Origin of the sequence: Salinisphaera sp., from assembly GCF_002729955.1 — a bacterium.
In the GTDB taxonomy this organism is placed as follows: domain Bacteria; phylum Pseudomonadota; class Gammaproteobacteria; order Nevskiales; family Salinisphaeraceae; genus Salinisphaera.
In genome coordinates this window covers 1-16,876 of sequence record NZ_PBYA01000031.1, presented here as the reverse complement: position 1 = coordinate 16,876, position 16,876 = coordinate 1, and the positions used below count along the sequence as shown (strand labels likewise).

General features: G+C 64.6%; 13 protein-coding genes. All 13 read right to left on the bottom strand.

Annotated features, from left to right (window positions below):
- Positions 1 to 4 precede the first annotated feature (4 nt).
- Positions 5 to 1,660 carry a CTP synthase gene (locus tag CMN27_RS08845; protein ID WP_293625673.1) on the bottom strand — a complete coding sequence of 552 codons (1,656 nt, stop codon included), beginning with the start codon at positions 1,658 to 1,660 and terminating at the stop codon, positions 5 to 7.
- 79 nt (positions 1,661 to 1,739) lie between these two features.
- A complete protein-coding gene (gene tilS, locus CMN27_RS08840) occupies positions 1,740 to 3,035 on the bottom strand; it encodes a tRNA lysidine(34) synthetase TilS (RefSeq protein WP_293625672.1) in 1,296 nt (431 codons plus the stop codon).
- A complete protein-coding gene (locus tag CMN27_RS08835; RefSeq protein ID WP_293625671.1) occupies positions 3,032 to 4,003 on the bottom strand; it encodes an acetyl-CoA carboxylase carboxyltransferase subunit alpha in 972 nt (323 codons plus the stop codon). The genes tilS and CMN27_RS08835 overlap by 4 nt, the downstream gene beginning before the upstream one ends.
- A gap of 30 nt (positions 4,004 to 4,033) precedes the next feature.
- Entirely contained in the window at positions 4,034 to 7,534 is a 3,501-nt protein-coding gene (gene dnaE, locus CMN27_RS08830; RefSeq protein WP_293625670.1) for a DNA polymerase III subunit alpha, read from the bottom strand.
- Between the two features lie 300 nt (positions 7,535 to 7,834).
- Positions 7,835 to 8,458, bottom strand: a complete 624-nt coding sequence (gene rnhB / locus CMN27_RS08825; RefSeq protein ID WP_293625669.1) for a ribonuclease HII — start codon at positions 8,456 to 8,458, stop codon at positions 7,835 to 7,837.
- Positions 8,455 to 9,615 carry a lipid-A-disaccharide synthase gene (gene lpxB / locus CMN27_RS08820; protein ID WP_293625668.1) on the bottom strand — a complete coding sequence of 387 codons (1,161 nt, stop codon included), beginning with the start codon at positions 9,613 to 9,615 and terminating at the stop codon, positions 8,455 to 8,457. Before lpxB ends, rnhB begins: the two co-directional genes overlap by 4 nt.
- 3 nt (positions 9,616 to 9,618) lie before the next feature.
- Positions 9,619 to 10,392, bottom strand: coding sequence for an acyl-ACP--UDP-N-acetylglucosamine O-acyltransferase (lpxA, locus tag CMN27_RS08815; RefSeq protein ID WP_293625667.1), 774 nt, complete (start codon positions 10,390 to 10,392; stop codon positions 9,619 to 9,621).
- Positions 10,382 to 10,831, bottom strand: coding sequence for a 3-hydroxyacyl-ACP dehydratase FabZ (gene fabZ / locus CMN27_RS08810; RefSeq protein WP_006911868.1), 450 nt, complete (start codon positions 10,829 to 10,831; stop codon positions 10,382 to 10,384). The genes lpxA and fabZ overlap by 11 nt, the downstream gene beginning before the upstream one ends.
- Positions 10,828 to 11,877 carry a UDP-3-O-(3-hydroxymyristoyl)glucosamine N-acyltransferase gene (gene lpxD, locus CMN27_RS08805; RefSeq protein WP_293625666.1) on the bottom strand — a complete coding sequence of 350 codons (1,050 nt, stop codon included), beginning with the start codon at positions 11,875 to 11,877 and terminating at the stop codon, positions 10,828 to 10,830. The genes fabZ and lpxD overlap by 4 nt, the downstream gene beginning before the upstream one ends.
- Positions 11,878 to 11,880: 3 nt before the next feature.
- The gene (locus tag CMN27_RS08800; RefSeq protein WP_293625665.1) at positions 11,881 to 12,375 is read right to left on the bottom strand and encodes an OmpH family outer membrane protein; all 495 of its coding nucleotides are present in this window, start codon (positions 12,373 to 12,375) and stop codon (positions 11,881 to 11,883) included.
- A 67-nt stretch (positions 12,376 to 12,442) separates the two neighbouring features.
- Positions 12,443 to 14,806: an outer membrane protein assembly factor BamA gene (gene bamA, locus CMN27_RS08795; protein WP_293625664.1), complete on the bottom strand. Its 2,364-nt coding sequence runs from the start codon at positions 14,804 to 14,806 to the stop codon at positions 12,443 to 12,445.
- Positions 14,807 to 14,822: 16 nt separating this feature from the next.
- The gene (rseP, locus tag CMN27_RS08790; RefSeq protein ID WP_293625663.1) at positions 14,823 to 16,184 is read right to left on the bottom strand and encodes an RIP metalloprotease RseP; all 1,362 of its coding nucleotides are present in this window, start codon (positions 16,182 to 16,184) and stop codon (positions 14,823 to 14,825) included.
- Positions 16,185 to 16,312: 128 nt separating this feature from the next.
- The coding region (locus tag CMN27_RS08785; RefSeq protein WP_293625662.1) for a phosphatidate cytidylyltransferase at positions 16,313 to 16,876 on the bottom strand (564 nt) is incomplete at its 5' end.

Below are 16,876 nucleotides of genomic sequence, written 5' to 3'. Positions count from 1 at the left end.
GCCATCAGGCGTCGGCGCCCGCCGTGCTATGCGCGCGGGCGGCCGCAATAAAGCCGATGAACAGCGGATGCCCTGCCCGCGGCGTGGAAGTGAACTCCGGATGGAACTGGCAGCCGAGAAACCAGGGGTGATCGGGCAGTTCCACGATCTCGACCAGGTTGTCTTCGGCCGAAATGCCGGAAAACACGAGCCCCTTCTCGGCCAGCACATCGCGGTAGTGATTGTTGAACTCGTAGCGATGGCGATGGCGTTCGAACACTTCGGTGGCGTCGTAGCAGCGCGCCGCCAGCGTGTCGGCGACCAGATCGCAGCGCTGTTCGCCCAGACGCATGGTGCCGCCGAGGTCCACATCGGCATTACGCTTTTGCACTTCGCCGGCCAGATCGTGCCATTCCGTGACCAGGCCGATCACCGGATGCGCGGGCTCGGCCACGAACTCGGTGCTGTGGGCGCCTTCCAGACCGGCGATGTCGCGGGCGAACTCGATACAGGCCACCTGCATGCCCAGACAGATACCGAAATACGGAATGTTATGGGTCCGAGCATAGCGCGCGGCGGTGATCTTGCCTTCGATGCCGCGTTCGCCAAAGCCGCCGGGCACCAGAATCGCATCCATGCCGGCCAGACAGTCGCCGCCATCGCGCTCGACCGTCTCGGAATCCAGATAATGAATATCCACGCGCGTGCCGGTATGCAGCCCCGCATGCGATAGCGCTTCGTTGACCGACTTGTAGGCATCGGCCAGGTCGACGTACTTGCCCACCATGGCCACCTTGACGGTGACGTCCTGGGTCCGGCGGGCTTCGACCAGCTTGGCCCAGTTGGACAGATCCGCGCTCGGCGCAGAAATATTGAAATGCTCGAGCACCAGCGCATCCAGCGACTGGGCCTGTAGCAGGCCCGGCATCTTGTAGATGTCGTCGACGTCGATACAGGCGATCACGGCGCGCTCGGAGACGTTCGTGAACAACGCGATCTTGCGGCGCTCGTTCTCCGGCAGCGGCCGGTCCACGCGACACAGCAGGATATCCGGCTGGATACCGATCGAGCGCAGTTCCTTGGCCGAATGCTGGGTGGGCTTGGTCTTCATCTCGCCGCTGGAGGCGATATAGGGCACCAGCGTCAGGTGCATGAACAGCACGCGGTGATGGCCAAGCTCCACGGCGAACTGACGGATCGCTTCGAGAAACGGCAGCGATTCGATATCGCCGACGGTACCGCCGATCTCTACCAGGCAGATATCAGCGCCCTCGCCGCCTTCGAGAATGCAGCGCTTGATCTCGTCGGTGATATGCGGAATGACCTGAACCGTGCCACCCAGGTAGTCGCCGCGGCGCTCCTTGTTGATGACGTTGTTGTAGATCTGACCGGTCGTGAAATTCGACAGCCGCGAGGTGCGCGTTTTCAGAAAGCGCTCGTAGTGGCCCAGATCGAGGTCGGTTTCGGCGCCGTCGCGGGTGACATACACCTCGCCGTGCTGGAACGGGCTCATGGTGCCCGCGTCCACGTTGAGATACGGATCGAGCTTGATCACCGAGACGCGTTGGCCCCGTGATTCAAGCAGTGCGCCGAGCGACGCTGCCGCGATGCCTTTGCCGAGCGAGGACACCACCCCGCCGGTCACGAAAATATAGCGGGTGCCCGCCGCGTCGCCTGCCATCGCGATCCAAGACTCATGCCGGGGAATAACAGCGCGCATGCTAGCCGAAAGGTCGGCGACCGACAACGCGCTTGCGCGTTCAGGCGCGCGATTTGTGCCAGACGAAGGCGCCGATATCTTCACCCGCGAGTTGCCGGATATGGGGGTGGCGCCAGATATCGCCGAGCGCAATCGGGGTATCGCCGAGGTAGACCAGCGGCATACGCTCGCGCAGCCAGGGCGGCAGACGCGCTTCACGCAGTACGTCCTTGACGCGCCGATGGCTGCCCGAGCCGTCGGGCACGCGCTCACCGCCACGCCGCAGGACGACGTTCAGAGCGAGGTCCGCGCGCGGCGGCGGCGCGATCGCGAGCGTCCCGCAACCCGGCGGCAGCGACAGCGGCGTACGTCCATCCCAGCGCCGCTCGAAGTCGCCGTGCACGCACGGCAAGCGCGCCATGGCATGCAGCCGGCCGTCGAAAAGTCGTACTTCGGTATCCGCGAACGCGACCACGGGGCTCGCAACGAGCCGCGAGCCCCCCAGTTCGACGATCTGCGTCGCATGACGATGATCGGGACGATCGTGCCCCGCGCGTGCAAGCCAGCGCCGAACGACCTGCTTGGCACGCGCCGGCCCGAGACGGTCGAGCACGTCGGTATCCAGCGTATCGTCAGCCGACGAGGCCTGTTCGAGATCGATCGCCGCCAGGGTGTCGATGGCCTCGGCGGCCTCGTTCGCGTGGGCTGCGCTCCGCGCCAGCAGCCGGTCGGCCTGCGGCCAAAGCTGTCTGAGCTGCGGCATCACCGATTCGCGCAGAAAGCTGCGTGCCACCTGTGGATCGTGGTTGCTGGGGTCGTCGATCCACGCCAGGCCATGCATCTCGGCATAGGCCATGATCGTGTCATGGTCGATATCCAGCCAGGGCCGCCAATGACAGTGTTCGCCCAGACGGGCGATAGGCCCCATGGCGGCCAGGCCCCTTGGCCCTGCGCCGCGCAATGCCTGCAGCAGAAACGTCTCCGCCTGATCGCGGCCATGGTGCGCTGTAATCAGCGTCTCGTCGGCCGTCAGCTCTGCGCATAACGCCGCATAACGGGCATCGCGGGCGGCGGCTTCCAGACCGCCGTTGGTCACGGTTACGTCGACGTCTAGCCGAGTGAATGCCAGGTTCCAGGCGGCCGCCTGGCGGGCGCAGCCCGCGGCCCAGCGTTCCGCCTCGGGCTGCAGGTGATGGCAGACATGGATGGCTCGCACGGGCAGCGCCGGCACGCATTCTTTCAGGGCATGCAAAAGCGCGGTGGAATCCAGGCCGCCGCTGAATGCGAGCGCGAGCCGGCGCGTGCCTGCCGGCGGGCGCTCGAGCGCGGCCTGCAGGGGCGCGAAGCGCGGGTTCACCCCACGAGCTTGAAGTCGCCGAAGGCCATCCAGCGGTTGTAGCGGGCTTCCAGCAGCTCGTCCACGCCCATACGCTTGAGCCGGGTCATGTTCGCGAGCAGGCGTTCGCGCATCTGCTTCATCAGCTGCTTGGGGTCGCGATGGGCGCCGCCGAGCGGCTCTTCGAGCACTTCGTCAACGAGCTTGAGGCGGTGCAGGTCTTCCGAGCCGACCTTCATCGCCTCGGCCGCTTCCTCGGCCCGTTCGGCCGACTTCCAGAGAATCGAGGCACAGCCTTCCGGCGAAATCACCGAGTAGATGCTGTACTGGAGCATCATCAGGTGATCGCCCACGCCCACGGCCAGCGCGCCGCCGGAGCCGCCCTCGCCGACCACGGTGCAAAGGATCGGCACCCGCAGGCGCGCCATTTCGAACAGGTTGCGGGCGATGGCTTCGGACTGATTGCGCTCTTCCGCGCCAATGCCCGGATAGGCGCCCGGCGTATCGATGAAGGTGAGCACCGGCATGTTGAAGCGCTCGGCAAGCTTCATCAGCCGCAGCGCCTTGCGATAGCCCTCGGGCCGCGGCATGCCGAAGTTGCGATAGATCTTTTCCTTGGTATCCCGGCCCTTCTGGTGGCCGATCACCATCACCGACTGGCCGCCCAGGCGGGCCGTGCCGCCAACGATGGCGGGGTCGTCGGCATAGGCTCGATCGCCGTGCAGCTCGACGAAATCGGTGAACATGCCGTCGATATAATCCTGCATGTACGGGCGCAGCGGATGGCGGGCCATCTGTGCGACCTGCCAGGTCGAGAGCTTGGAAAAGATCTGCTCGGTCAGGCTGCGACGCTTGCCCTCGAGCTTGGTGATCTCTTCGCTTAGATTGACCTCGCTGCCGTCGGCGACGAAGCGCAGCTCCTCGATCTTTTCCTGCAACTCGGCAATCGGCTGTTCGAAATCGAGGTAGTCGAGGTTTTTCTGCGCCATCGTGTATCGCTGCTTCGCCCGCTGCGCGGCTTATTGGGTAATAGACTGTTCGCGACGATAACGTACTTGTACATGATCCGCACCCACAAGCTGGCGCAGATCGCTCAGCAGTTCGTCGCATAGACGCACCCGCGTTTCCCCCAGCGTGAGCACCGCGCGGGCCTGATCGTTGCTGTAGCGCACGACCACGTCACAGCCGGCCTGCTCGGCGCGGTGGCGATCCACACAGCCCACCAGCGCATCGACATCCACCTTGGGCGTGGCCCGCAGCAGTACGCGATGCGCAAAACGCGCCTGGGCGGTATCGAAGTCCATGACCGTTTCCGCGTTCAGCCGGAAGCCGTCGCTGAAATCGTCGTACTGCAGCTTGCCTTCGACCACCACCAGCTTGTCCGCCGCCAGCAGATGACCGTATTCGGCGGCCTTTTCCTCGAACAGCGGGCATTCGATGCGCGCGCTGCCGTCGTCCAGCACCACGATAATGCGACGGCCCTTTTTCATGCGGCGGACTTCGACCACCAGACCAGCCACTACCGCGCTGCGCTTGTTGCCGCCGCGCCGCCCGCGACCGCCCTCTTCCGGGCGCGGCATGGCGGCCACCTGTTCGGCGATCTTGCCCTGGGTCATGAGGGCGAGCTCGTCTTCCCAGGCCTTGATCGGATGCCCGGTCAAATACAGACCGAGGGTGTCGCGTTCGGCGCGCAGGCGCTCGTCTTCGGGCCATTCCGGGCGTTCTTCCAGCGGCGGGCCGACGTTGTCGGTGGCGTCTTCGGCCAGGCCGAACATATCGTTCTGGCCGGCGCTGGCCGCGCTGCGATCCTGCTCGGCGGCAGCCAGCGCACGGGTGAGCCCCTGCATGAGGCTGGCCCGGTTCGGGCCGAGCTGGTCCAGCGCGCCGGCGTTGATCAGGGCCTCAAGCGCACGCCGGTTGGCCTTGGAGGTATCGATACGCCGGCAGAAGTCGTAGAGATTGGCGTATTCGCCGTTCTGGCGACGCTCTTCGATGACGGTTTCGATCGCGCCGCGGCCCAGGCCCTTGATCGCGCCCAGCCCGTAGCGGATCGCGCTGTCGTCGACCACGGAGAAATTGTATTCCGAGGAATTCACGTCCGGCGGCAGCACATCGATATTCAATCGATGGCATTCGTCGATCATGATCACGACCTTGTCGGTGTGATCCATATCCGCCGACAGCACCGCCGACATGAAATCGGCCGGGTAATAGGCCTTGAGCCAGGCGGTCTGATACGACACCAGCGCATAGGCCGCCGAATGCGACTTGTTGAAGCCGTAGCCGGCGAATTTCTCGACCAGGTCGAAGATGTAGGCGGCCGTGTTTTCTTCGATGCCGTTGGCCACCGCGCCCTTGACGAAGCCTTCGCGCTGCTTGGCCATCTCCTCGGGCTTTTTCTTGCCCATGGCACGCCGCAGCAGGTCGGCGTTGCCGAGGCTGTAGCCGGCGAGCACCTGGGCGATCTGCATCACCTGTTCCTGATACAGGATCACCCCGTAGGTCGGCTCCAGCACCTCGGCCAGGCTGTCGTGCGGATACACCACCCGGGCCTTGCCGTGCTTGCGGTCGATGAAGTCCTCGACCATGCCCGATTCCAGCGGCCCCGGACGATAGAGCGCGACCAGGGCCACGATATCCTCGAGCTCGTCGGGCTTGAGCTGTTTGACCAGCCGCCGCATGCCGGAGGATTCGAGCTGGAACACGGCCGTGGTATCGCCGGCCTTGAGCAGTTCGTAGGGCTTCTTGTCGTCCAGCGGGATGGAGCGGATATCGATCGGGTCCTTGCCCGATTTGGCCAGACGCGCGTTGGCTACCTGCACCGCCCGATCGATGATGGTGAGCGTACGCAAGCCCAGAAAGTCGAACTTCACCAGGCCCACGGCTTCGACATCGTCCTTGTCGAACTGGGTCACGCGGTTGCCGCCGCCGGCTTCGCAATACAGCGGGGTGAAATCGATGAGGTTTGACGGCGCGATCACCACGCCCCCGGCATGCTTGCCGGGGTTGCGCGACAGGCCCTCCAGTGCCAGCGCGAGATCGAGCAGATAGCCGACCTCTTCGTCCTCGCGCGACTGGCGCAGCTCTTCGGACTCCTCGAGCGCGCGGGTGAGCGTCATGTCCGGTGCGAACGGCACCTGCTTGGCGATACGATCGACCATGCCATAGGGATGGCCCAGCACACGGCCGACGTCGCGGACCACGGCCTTCGCGGCCATGGTGCCGTAGGTGATGATCTGGCTGACCTTTTCCTGGCCGTAGCGCTGGGCGACGTATTCGATTACGCGGTCGCGCCCGTCCATGCAGAAGTCGACGTCGAAGTCGGGCATGGATACACGTTCGGGGTTGAGAAACCGCTCGAACAGCAGGTCGTAAGCCAATGGATCCAGATCGGTAATACCCAGCACATAGGCCACGAGCGAACCGGCACCGGAACCACGGCCCGGGCCCACCGGCACGCCGTTCTCACGCGCCCAGCGGATGAAGTCCGCGACGATGAGAAAGTAGCCGGGAAAGCCCATCGTCTTGATCACGTCGAGCTCGTGATCGAGGCGCGCGTCGTATTCGGGCTTGCGGCGTTCGCGCTCGTCTTCGTCCGGGTACAGCAGCTCGAGGCGTTCGGCCAGGCCGGATTCGGATTCCGAGCGCAGGAACGTGGCTGCGTCGTGCCCTTCCGGCACCGGGAAGTCCGGCAGCACGTTCTCACCGAGCGTAAGTTCGAGGTTGCAGCGACGTGCGATCTCGACGCTGTTTTCCAGTGCTTCCGGCAGATCCGCGAACAGCTCGGCCATCTGTTCCGGCGTTTTCAGATACTGCTCGGGAGTATAGTTCTTGGGCCGGCGCGGGTCGGCCAGCGTATAGCCGCCGTGAATGGCCACGCGGGCTTCATGGGCATCGAAATCGTCGGCGTGGGGAAAGCGCACGTCGTTGGTGGCCACGATCGGAATATCGTGACGCAGGGCCAGACCCACCGTCTCCGACAGCCAGGCGGCTTCGCCACTGCGCTCGCAGCGGGTGACCTCAAGATAGTAGCGATCGCCGAAGATCTGCTGCCAGGCCAGCGCGCGCGCATCGGCAATCTCGGGCTTGCCGGCCATCAGCGCCATACCGGTATCGCCGACCATGCCGCCGGAGAGCGCGATCAGCCCCTCGGCCTTCTCGGCCACCCATTCACGCTGGCACAACACCTGCCCACGATGCTGGCCTTGCAGATAGGCCTGGGTGAGCAGATCGCAGAGATTGCGATAACCGACCCGGTCCTGGGCCAGCAGCGTCAGCCGCGCCGGCGTTTCCTGCGGGCCTTCGTCGATATGCAGGTCGACGCCCACGATCGGCTTGATACCGGCGCCGAGCGCGGCCTTGTAGAACTTGACCATGCCGAACAGGTTGACGTTGTCGGTGATCGCCACCGCCGGAATGTTGGCCTCCCGCGTCTGCGCCAGCAGCGGCTTGATCCGGACGATCCCGTCGGACAGGGAATACTCGGTATGGACACGCAGATGGACGAATTCGGCGGACATAGGCTCTTCTGTCGGTCACTCAGGCACGCCGACGCGGGCGTCGTCGGCATGGGCAAACGTATCACCGGGCACGGACGCCCAGCGGTGGGCGCAGGCCGGCGTTGCGTGTTCGTCATTCTAACGAGCAATCCGCTGCGATTGTCCCAACGTTCGGCCACTCGACATTCGCCCGCGTCGGAAACGCGTGCCGTGCGGGCGTTGCGGGCCGTGGCATGCGTTGCGCCTTAGTCAGCCGCGGTCGTATCCGTGCGGCCCTTTGCGCGAATACGAACAGCGACAGCTTTGTCCCCCGTGCGCGCTCTAGCCGAAGTGATCGATGAAGTCGATCTGGCGCGCCTGAAGGGCTCGGGCAATCGGCGCGAAACTGCGCCGATGTATGGGCGTCACCCCGTGGGCGTCGATGGCGTCACGATGTGCCTGCGTGCCATAGCCCTTGTGCTGGCCGAACCCATAGCCCGGATAGTGGGCATCGAACTCGCTCATCTGCCGATCGCGGGCCACCTTGGCAATGATCGAGGCCGCGCTGATCGCCGGTACGCTGCCGTCACCGCCGACCACCGTACGCAGCGGCATATTCAGCGGCGGCGGCTGATTGCCATCGACCCAGGCCACAAACGGCGTCAACCGCAGTGCCGCCACGGCGCGCTGCATGGCCAGCAGGCTGGCCTGCAGAATATTGAGGCTGTCGATCTCAGCCGCCGAGGCTTCGGCGATGGCATAAGCCAGTGCACGCTGGCGGATGCGTTCGTCCATGCGTTCGCGCTCAGCCGCGCCGATCGCCTTCGAATCCGTCAGGCCGCGCAGCAACGGCCTCGCCGGCAGGATGACCGCGGCGGCAACGACCGGGCCGGCGAGCGGACCCCGCCCCACTTCGTCCACGCCGGCGACCAGGGGACAGGCAAAGCGACGCGTGCGACGCCTCATTGGCGTGCCTCGATCAGGGCCGCGACCGCGTTCGCGGCACGCTGGTCGGCGTCGCAGGCCAGCTGCTGATGGATGGCGTCGAAGGCATCGGTCTGGGCCGCGCGTGCCTCGCCCGATTCCAGAAGCCGCTCGACCTCGGGGCCGAGCACCGACACCCGTGCCTGTTGCTGCAGGCATTCCGGCACCAGCGCACGCTGCGCCAGCAGATTGGGCATGCTCACATGCTCGGTCTTGATCAGATTGAACAGGCGGGCGATCGCATAGTTCATCGGCGACAGCTTGTAGGCCACGACCATGGGCGTTTTCGCCAACAGCGCCTCCAGCGTGGCCGTGCCTGAGGCAAGCAGCAGCACGTCGGCCGCGCGCATGATCTCCCGCGAACGCCCGTCGATGAGCCGGATATTCAGGTCCGCACCGGCCTGGTCGATCTGGGCTTCGAATAGTTCGCGCACGGCGGGCGTGGCCATGGGTGCCACGAACTTCAGTTCGGGGGGGCGCGCCTGCAGCCAACGCGCGGTTTCGATGAACACCGGCCCGAGCCGGCTGACCTCGGAACGGCGGCTGCCTGGCAACAGGCCCAGCAGTGGCGCGTCGCTGTCCAGCCCCAGGGCCCGCCGCGCGCTGGGGCTGTCGGGATGCAGGGGCAATTCGTTGGCCAGGGGGTGGCCGACGAAAGTGACCGGGATATCGAAACGACGAAAGAACGCCTCTTCGAACGGGAATATCGCCAGCAGCAGGTCGACGGCCTTGCGAATGCTTTTGGTGCGCCCCTGCCGCCAGGCCCAGGCGGTCGGACAGACATAGTGCACGGTGGCAATGCCGCGCTGGCGCACTCGTATTTCCAGCGCGGTATTGAAAGCCGGGGCATCGATGCCGATGAATGCATCGGGTCGGGTGTCGACGATGCGCTCGAACAGGCGCCGCCGCAAACGCAGCAGCCGCGGTATCTGGGCGATCACTTCGCTGATGCCGAACAGCGACAGCGCTTCGATATCGGCCAGCGTTTCACAACCGGCCTCGCGCATGAGTGGGCCGGTGACCCCTTCGAAGCGAGCGCCGGGGTAGCGTTCTCGCAGTGCGCGAATCAGCCCCGCGCCGAGTACATCGCCGGACTGTTCGCCGGCCACGATGAAGAAACGGGGCTGGGCATCGACCACGTGCTAGCGAATGATGCCGCGCTCGGCCTGTTCGAGCGATTCCAGCATCAGACGTACTGCCTCGCTCGACTGGGCCGGTTCGCGCAGTGCTTCGCGGGCCTGTTCAAGACGCAGCTTGGAACGATAGATGGTGCGATAGGCGCGCTTGGCCGCGGTGACCTCTTCTTCGCTGTAGCCGCGACGACGCATGCCCACCGAGTTGACCCCGTGCGGCACGGCCGGCGCGCCGGCGCTGCGAACGAAGGCCGGCACATCCTGCTGAACGCCGCTGCAGTAAGCCAGAAACGCCATCGTGCCCACACGCCGGAACTGATACACGAGCGCGAAGCCGGCGAGAATACAGAAATCACCGATTCGCACATGCCCGGCCAGGCTCGCACCGTTGGCCATGGTGATGCCGTTGCCCAGCACGCAGTCGTGGGCAATATGGGTATAGGCCATCAGCAGATTGTCGTCGCCGATGATGGTCTCGCTCTGGTCGATGACGGTACCGCGATGCACGCTGCAGTATTCGCGAAACGTGTTGCGATCCCCGATCGTCAGGCGCGTGGGCTCACCGGCATACACGCGGTGCTGCGGCTCGGCACCCAGCGATACGAACTGGAAGATCTGGTTCTCGCGGCCGATGGTGGTATGGCCGGAAATGACCACATGCGGGCCCACCCGGGTACCGGCGCCGATCTTGACGTGCGGGCCGATAACGGTGAACGGGCCGATATCCACATCGTCGGCGATCTCGGCTTCGGGATGAACTTGTGCGCTGGGATCAATTGGCATCGGGCTTCCCCGGGACGGCCATCATTTGTGCACGGCAGGCCAGCTCGTCGCCGACCCAGGCTTCGGCATCGAAACGCCAGATCCGTTTCTTGGCCGAACCCACCACGAGTTTGAGCAGCAGCTGATCACCCGGCACCACGCGCCGCTTGAAGCGTGCCTTGTCGATACCGGCGAAATAGACGATCGTGCCCTCTTCCGATTCCACCGTGCGCATACCCAGAATCAAGCCGGCCTGGGCCAGCGCTTCGAGGATGAGCACACCCGGCATGACCGGCTCGCTGGGGAAATGCCCCGGAAAGAACGGCTCGTTGATGGTGACGTTCTTGATCGCCGTGATGGACTTGCCCGGCTCGCAGGAGAGCACCCGGTCCACCAGCAAAAACGGGAAACGATGCGGTAACTGCCGCATGATCGCCTTGATATCGTCTTGATCGCTCATTCATTGTTCTCCGAGGAAGGGGTCGCGCGCTCCACCCGCCGCAGGCGTCGCTCGAGCTTGTCGAGTTGTCGAAACAGGGCGAGGCGCTTGCGCCAGCCGGCGGCCGGCATGGCACGAAAAGTCGAGGAGTATACGCCGCTTCGGTCGATGTTCTTGGGCACCTGGCTGGCCGCGGTCACGATCACACCATCGGCGATGGTGACGTGATCACCGATGCCCACGCCCCCGCCGATCATGCAGTTCGAGCCGATCGTGCAGGAACCGGCAATACCGGTACAGCCCGCCACCACGGTATGTGCGCCGATGCGGCAGTTATGGGCGATGTGGACCTGGTTGTCGATCTTCACGCCCTGCTCGATCACCGTGTCGTCCAGCGCGCCGCGATCGATGGTGCTGCCGGCGCCGATTTCCACCTCGTCGCCGATGCGCACGCGGCCCATCTGCGGGATCGGCTCCCAGCCGGCGCCGTTGTGCACGAGCCCGAAACCGCGACCGCCGATCACGGCGTTGGCTTCGATGCTGACCCGGGCGCCGATATGTACGCGATCGCCGATACTGCAATTGCTGGCGATACGGCTGTCGGCCCCGATATGGACCTCGTCACCGATCACCGTGTTCGCGCCGATCACTGCACCGGCCTCGATGACGCTGTTCTCGCCGATGACCACATTCGCGGCAATGCTGGCCTGCTCATCCACGCGGGCGGTATCGGCGACCACGGCACGGGGATGCATGCCGGCGCGCGGCGGCGGGCGATCAAACAGTGCCGCCACGCGAGCAAACGCAAGACGGGGCTGTTTCGCGACCAGTGCCGGTATGTCGACGGCCTCGGCGACCGCGGGCGGACAGATCACGGCCGCAGCCGCGCTGCGGCGGATCGCTTCGATCTGGCCTGCGTTTTCGGCAAAGGCAATACAATCGCGCTTGCCCGGCTCCAGCGCGCATACGCCGACGATCGCCGTCTGCGCCGCATCGGCAGACACGGCCAGATCGAAACGCTCGGCTAGCGCCTCGAGCGTGAGCGCGGGCGACGTGTTCGTCGCCATGACTTAACCGTCCCCGAGTTCGGCCAGGATCTCGTCGGTTACATCGACTGCATCGCTGCTATAGATCACGCCCTCGCCCAGAATCAGGTCGTAGCCGTTGTCCTCGGCATACTGATTGATGATGTCCAGAATATCGCCGCGCATCTGCTCGAACTCTTTATGCTCGGCGTCGGAGACGTCGTCGTTGTACTTGCTGCGTTCGAGCTGCAATTCGCGCTGACGGTCGCGGATATCGCTCTGCAGCTTGTCGCGATCCTCGTCGCTCATCACGCTGGCATCCTGGGCGAGCCGGTCCATATCCTGGCGCAGCGCATTCGACTTGGCCTCGAGGGCGTTCTTTCGCTTGGCGAACTGGGTGGCCATGCTCGACTTGGCCCGCGCCGCCTGGGGCGATTCGTTGATCACCCGCGAAACGTCCACCACGCCGATACACAGCACCTTGTTCCCGCCGTCGCCGGCCACGGGCGCCGCCTGCAGCGACGTCGTGAACGCGAGCATGCACGTCAGGACAATCGCGGCCGGAATGCGTCGTATCGAATACATGTCGCTACCGAACCGTGCCGGACTAGAGCCCGACACCGAAGGAGAACTGGAAGCGATCCACATCGTCGTTGTCGGGATCGTCCACATAGGCGGCATAGCTCACACGCAGCAGCCCGAAGAACGGCGTGAACCAGTAGAACGCCACACCGGCGGACTTGCGCAGATCCGAGGCTTCGAACGCGCTCGCGTCCTCATAGACGTTACCGATGTCGTAGAAGGCCGTCAGTCGCGTGGACTTGTTGTCGGACTCCAGGAACGTCGGAATCACGAGTTCGCTTTGCAGCGTGGTCAGGAACTGACCACCGAACGGGTTATCGAAGGAGTCGCGCGGGCCGAGACCACCGTTGGAGTAGCCACGCACCGAGCGTGCACCACCGGCGAAGAAGTTGTCGTAAGGCGGCACGTCCTCGCCGTCGCCCCAGACATCGGTCTGGGCCACACGACCATCCATGGACAGCACCATCTTGTCGGACAGGCCCGGCACCCAGGCGCCCACACGGAAATAGCGCTCATGTTCGAGGCTGGTGTCGTAGTACTCGAGGTCGGAGCCCGGCCCCTTGATGTTGAACTGGAACTCGGTGTTGGTACCGCGGGTGGCGAAGAAGGTGCGGTTACGCGTGTCGCGCGACCAGCCGGTCTGCAGTTCGTAGGTGGTGGCTTCCTTGCCGTTTTCGTCGATGAACTCGGCAAGCTCGTCCGAGAGCCGCTGTTCGCCGTTGCGGTTGACCGCCGAGTTGATCTCGTTGCGCTCCACGCCGAGGCCGGCACGGAGCTGCGAATACTCGGTGATCGGCAGACCGAAGGTGACCGCACCGCCGACCGAGTTGAGGTCGAAGCCCGAGCCGATACGGATCAGCTGGTCGGTGTTGCGATAGAACCCCGAGATGGTGCGCGAGACGCCCTCGTCGGTGAAATAAGGGTCGGTCCAGCTCGCGCCCACGCTCTTGGCGTAGTCGTTGGTTTCGGCGCGCAGGCTCAGACGGTTGCCGGTGCCCCGGAAGTTGCTGTGCGACACGCTGCCGTTGACCAGGAAACCCTGGGCATCGGAGAAGCCCACGCCGAACTGAAGCGTACCCGCAGCGCGCTCGGTGACGTCGTAGTCCACGTCGACCAGATCTTCGCTGCCGGCCACTTTCTCGGTGTTGACCTGTACATCCTGAATGTACGGCAGACGCGCCAGACGGGTGCGGGAACGCTCCACGCCACGGCGCGAGAAAGGCGCGCCTTCGAACTGGCGCATTTCGCGTCGCAGGGTTTCGTCGTTGGTCTTGTCGTTGCCGTTAAAGGTGATCTGACGGACATAGGCCCGCTTGCCGGGATCGATGAAGAAGGTCAGATCGACGGTCTTGTCTTCCTCGTTGACGCGGGTCAGCGGGTCGACATCGGCAAAGGCATAGCCGAAGTCCGCCAGGCCGGAGCTGATGCTGTTGGCCGAGGCATCGACGTCGCCGCGCGAGAAGGTCTGGCCCGGCTCGACCGTGACCAGCCGCTGAAGGCTGGTCTGCGGCACGATCATGTCGCCGGCGAATTCGTAATCGTTGATGGTGTACTGATCGCCCTCGTCCACGTTGATGGTGAGGAAGATGTTGCGGTTATCCGGGGACAGCGACACCTGGATCGACGACACGTTGAACCGGACATAGCCACGGTTCTGGTAGAAGGAGTTCAGCGACTCCAGGTCGCCGAGCAGCTTCTCGCGCGAGTAACGATCGCGGCTGCGCCAGAACGTCAGCGGATGCGTATAGGCCGGCGAGCTGGCCTTGAGTTCGAACACGTCGCGCAACTCGTCGTCGCTGAAGTGCTCGTTGCCGATGATGTTGATGTCCTTGATCGAGGCGACCTCGCCTTCGGTCACATCGATATCGATGGCCACGCGATTGTTGTCGAGCTCCTTGACCTCGGTATCGATCGCCACGCTGTAATAGCCGTTGGCGTAGTACTGACGACGCAGCTCCTGCTCGAGCTGGTCGACGAGCGATCGCTTGTAGAGCTCGCCCTGGGCCAGCCCCTGCTGTGCGAGCGCATCCTTGAGCTGCTCGCCGCCGATGTTCTTGTTGCCCTCGATCGAGAAACTCGCGATCTCGGGGCGCTCGGTCACGTCGACGACCAGCGTATTGCCTTCACGCTGCAGGGCGACGTTCTCGAACAGGCCCGTGTCGTAGAGCGCACGAATCGACTGCTGCGCGCGAGCCTCGCTCAGACGATCGCCTACCGACAACGGCAGGTAGGTGAGCACGGTGCCCGGCTCCAGGCGTTGCACGCCGACCACGCGCACGTCGTCCACGCGAAAGTCGTAACCGGAATTCGACGATTGAGCCTGCGCCCAGGCGCTTGCAGCAAAAAGACACAGGAGCACGGCGAGCGCGCGCGACACACATACAGGCATATTTCAAGAACCTTACTTACCCGAGCAAGCGCAGGATATCGTTGTAGAAAGCCAGGGTCATCAGCATCAGGAGAGCGACCATGCCGACCTGCTGACCTGCGACCTGTACCGCCTCCGAAAGAGGTCGGCCCCTGATCCATTCGATCGAATAATACAGAAGATGCCCCCCGTCTAACACCGGAATCGGCAGCAGGTTGAGCACCGCCAGACTGACGCTAACCAGGGCAAGAAATCCAACAAACGCTTCCAGACCGATACTCGCGGTCTGTCCGGCGTAGTTGGCGATCTGAATCGGGCCGCTGACATTACGCAGCGAAACATCGCCGGTGATCATGCGCCCCATAAGGCGTACGGTCAGCGCCGAGACCTCCCATGTCTTGGCCACGGCCGCCGGAACGGCAGCCAGCGGGCCGAGCTGCCGGGTGGTACGCATACTCTGCCACGCCTCGGCATTCACGCCGATCTGCGCGCCCAGGCGGCCCTCGGCGACGCCGTCGTCGTTGTCGACCGAGGCGAGCGTGACCGGCATATCGAGGGTTTGGCCATCGCGCAACACGGTGAGCGTTACGCGCTCGCCCGGGCTCGCCTGGATTCGCTCGACCAGGGCCTGCGGGGTGTCCATGGCGTCGCCATCCACCGCTTGAATCTCGTCGCCTTTTTGCAATCCGGCCCGGCTGGCCGCGCTATCGGCCACGACATCCGCGATCAGCGGCGTGGCCGGCGGTTGATAGGGCATAAGCCCGAGCCGGTCGAACAGCTTCTCCGGGTCGGCTGGCACGTCGCTCAAATCCAATCCGACGCGACGTACCGAGCCCTCGCCGTTACGCACCTGCAGCTGCACCGCATCGCCATCGAGGCCACGCTCGATCAGGCCCAGGCGCAGGTCTTCCCAGTTCTCGATACGCCGCTCGTCGATCGCCACGATCTCGTCGCCCGAACGCAGGCCCGCCTCGGCGGCCAGACTATTCTCGGGCGCGGCGGCAATCATGGGTTTGATGCCGGCGACCCCGATCATGAACACCAGCCAGTAGGCCGCGATCGCGAAGATAAAGTTGACCCCCGGCCCCGCGGCGACGATCGCGATTCGGCGGGCCGGATGCTGGCGATTGAAGGCATAGGGTTTGTCGGCCTCGGCGACCGGTCCTTCGCGCTCGTCGAGCATCTTGACGTAGCCGCCCAGCGGGATCGCCGACAGCCAGTATTCGATGCCGCTGCGACGGCCGGTGAAACCCCAGATGCGGTTGCCGAAACCGATCGAATAACGCAGCACCTTCACGCCCATACGGCGTGCGACCCAGAAATGGCCGTATTCGTGTACGGCCACGAGCAGGCCGATGGCCACGATGAACGCCGGAACCGACATCAGCCAGTCAGACATGTAATTCGTTTCTCCCGAACATTGGCGTTACAGCCGGCGTGGATTGGATCACCGAATCGCGCGCCTGTTGTGGATATGCGCAACCCCTGCCAGTTTACCTGCGTCGTCGCAGCATACGGCGAACGCTGCTAGACGGCGCTGGGCAACCAGTGCAGCCCGGCAACAAACCAGGGCGCGGCCGCCAGCACGCTGTCGAGCCGGTCGAGCACACCGCCATGGCCGGGGAACAGCGTGCCGCTGTCCTTGATGCCGGCGTGACGCTTGAACATGCTGATGGTCAGATCACCCACGATGGAGATCACCGCCACCCAGGCGCCAAGCAGAACAAACCCCACCAGGCGCGCCTCGCCAAAACCGAGCACCCACGCACCCAGGCCCGCAAAGACCATGGCAGCGACCACGCCGCCGACGGCGCCTTCGCGGGTCTTGCCCGGACTGACCGCGGGCGCCAGCTTGTGCCGGCCGAAGGTGCGCCCCGCGATATAGGCACCGGTATCCGCGGCCCAGACGAGGAAGAAGAAAGCGAGCAGCAGCAGTGCGCCCTGATCGCTCTGGTGCAGATAGGTCACCGCTGCCACGGCGGCCACCAGGGTCAGCAGGCCGGTGGCAGTACCGATATCGGTACGCCCCATCACCCGCGCCCAGCCGGTCGGATAGCGCACGATCCAGCCGATCGCGATCAGCCACCACAG